This window comes from Cellulophaga sp. F20128, assembly GCF_023015805.1.
GTDB lineage: Bacteria > Bacteroidota > Bacteroidia > Flavobacteriales > Flavobacteriaceae > Cellulophaga.
Window position 1 is genome coordinate 1 of record NZ_JALKBA010000073.1, and the last position, 548, is coordinate 548.

At 38.9% G+C, this 548-nt stretch carries 1 pseudogene; it reads left to right on the plus strand.

Annotated elements, in window-relative coordinates:
* A pseudogene (locus MWU65_RS17525) lies at positions 1 to 548 on the plus strand (collagen-like protein); the annotation flags it as partial.

Here is a 548-nt window from a genome sequence, read left to right on the forward strand (position 1 = left end):
AATTCAGTTACTGTAGATACCAACAATACGGTGACTACTTTAGTAGACAATACAGATGGTAGTTTTACATATACCTCAGAAGACGGATCAGTAACTAGTTTTATAGGAACAGATAATCAGGATTTATCATTATCCGGGGATAACTTATCCTTAACGAATGATCCTACAGCAACAACTATAGATTTATCGAAATATACCGAAACTGTAGTAGGAGCAGGTACTATTTCTGTTGTTGATGATGGAAATGGAAATTATACGGTTAGTTCTGCGGATCCAGACGAAAGTATTTCAAATGAGGTAAACACTCGTTTTTCTGTAGTAGGATCTAATTTAGAAATTGAAGATGATAATAGTGTTTTATTTGTTCCATTATCGGAATTAGCAGCTGGTGGAGCTGTTGGTCCACAAGGTCCAATAGGAGATCAAGGTCCTGATGGAGACAAGGGTGCAACTGGAGACAAAGGAGCAGATGGAGATAAAGGAATAGATGGAGATCAAGGTCCAATAGGAGCCCAAGGTCCTGATGGAGACAAAGGAGCAACTGGAGA